Raw genomic sequence first — 1,962 nt, forward strand, 5'->3', positions numbered from 1 at the left:
CTTCAACATCAAAGAAACCAGACTGCTTCATATCGCCATTCCCTCAATCAACGCAGAAGAAATAGAATCATACAGAAGACCTCAAAACCAGGGGGTTTTTAGAACCCTCCAGGTGCAACGACATGCGCGGAAGGAACGGGTTTCGCGGAACATCCCTGTCGCGTCGCCACCCATTTCCAGACGGTGCCATATTGTCCTGCAAAGCCCTGCTCCAGGAGTTCCCGCCATAGCTGACGACTATTGCGACATCCTTCGGACCATCTCTTTTCCAGGTGGGCTGTGTAAGGCACGAGTATGCTGCGTGACGGAACCGTTCTTTTCCATGGTGGTGCATGGCCCCGCTGAAACCAGCGCCGCACGGTTTTTCTCTCTACCCCGATCGTTGTGGCGATAGCCTGAATGCTGTGTCCCGCTGCTTTCAGGGCAAGAGCTTCCTTGAAAAGAATGTCACGCCGTTCCCCAGAGGCTGACCTGACGACCGCCTGCGCCTCTTCTGGATGCGCTCTGATTGTTTCAGATATTTTGCTTACGACCGTTGATACGTTCATCTGTCGTGTCAGGGTCCTGACAGTCGTCGTAAAACGGTCCAGAATGCTGACAAAAGCGTCTGACAGGTTCTTCAGCAGATGCCAGCGGTCTGTCACCTGAAGAGCGGATGGTGCGCCTCTGCGGCATCCGTCTGCATAAGTACCGGCACGGTCTCTGGCAATGATTTCAATACCGGGGTGGACCTGCAGCCATCGGGCAAGGGTATCAGCGTCCCGATCTGGCAGGAGGTCAATGACATCATTTTTCTCAAGATCGACCACAATCGTTCCATAGTGATGTCCCCGCCGCCATGCCCAGTCATCCACCCCCGCCACACGTGTAAGGGCCGTGCCTTTTGTGGTGTTCTGCACACGTGAGAGAAGACGGCGGACAAGAGTATCCGCGCTGATGGGGCAACACAGGCGCACGGTCATTCGTGCTCCAGCGGAACCGCCCAGGGTGTGGGCGATATAATAATGAAGATCGGCAAGACGTGTGGTCTGTCTGCCATGACGCACGGTTATCCCCTCAAGGGGCATGACAAACGTCCGACGTGGACAAAGCATCGTCTGGCAGAAAAAGCGCGGCACAGAAACGATCAGCGTGGCTGGACGGCCCTGCCATGGAAGATCCGCGAGTTTTCTCTGATAGAAACTGTGAATGCGTTGTGTCGGGCACTGACAGTCCGGACACACTGCACTCCGTTTTCGCAGACCGACTTCGATCTCCACTCTGTTATCCAGTGCAACAACACGACGAACGACGAGGGAACGGGGAAGATCAAGAGACCGAAGGCGTGACACTGGGGAATATCCATGAAAGTGAACGACTTTCTGGATTTCCCAGTTCCGGAACCTCAGTACAAGATACCCATCACGAAAAGTGCGGAAGAACCCAGGTTTTTCCCATACCAACGCGGACAATCCTCCCGCGCAGCAACCCGGCCAAAATGGCGCTCCATGCAACAGAGGACCGGCCTACTGCATAGGATAAGCGGCTCTCCCCGCCCTGAATAAACATAATTTTTGTAAATAAAAATCAAACAAATGTTGTTTTTTGCAGGATAAATAACGCTGTTAAGAAAATTATATCAAATATAGATAGAGAAAGATTAGAATATTATTAATTAATTATTATTAAGGTTTTCTCCGGACATTTCTATTAAGCCCGTCAGGAGACAGCCGCATGTTGGGAAAATGCCTTACAATTTTCCGCAAACCACACGTTAACGGGCTTAAGGTTTATCTTTTTACCACGTCCCTTTTTGTTTCTGTTCCCGCTTTCGCAGCCAGCAGTGCAACGGATTATACCGTTGCTGCAGGCTCGACGCGGATTTCTCACACTTGAGGCAATTTCGGGTCATTTTGTAGAATTCAGTCATCCCACAGGAGCCCGATCTGGAATATTGACGATATTCTGCTTCTGGCGGCGGGT

The 1,962-nt window shown here is 51.6% G+C and carries 1 pseudogene; it reads right to left on the reverse strand.

Features of this window, described 5'->3' with window-relative positions:
• Positions 1 to 104: 104 nt before the first annotated feature.
• Positions 105 to 1,331, reverse strand: a pseudogene (locus tag GOB90_RS18600) (ISL3 family transposase); the annotation flags it as partial.
• Positions 1,332 to 1,962 lie beyond the last annotated feature (631 nt).

The organism is Acetobacter oeni (assembly GCF_011516825.1).
Lineage (GTDB): Bacteria > Pseudomonadota > Alphaproteobacteria > Acetobacterales > Acetobacteraceae > Acetobacter > Acetobacter oeni.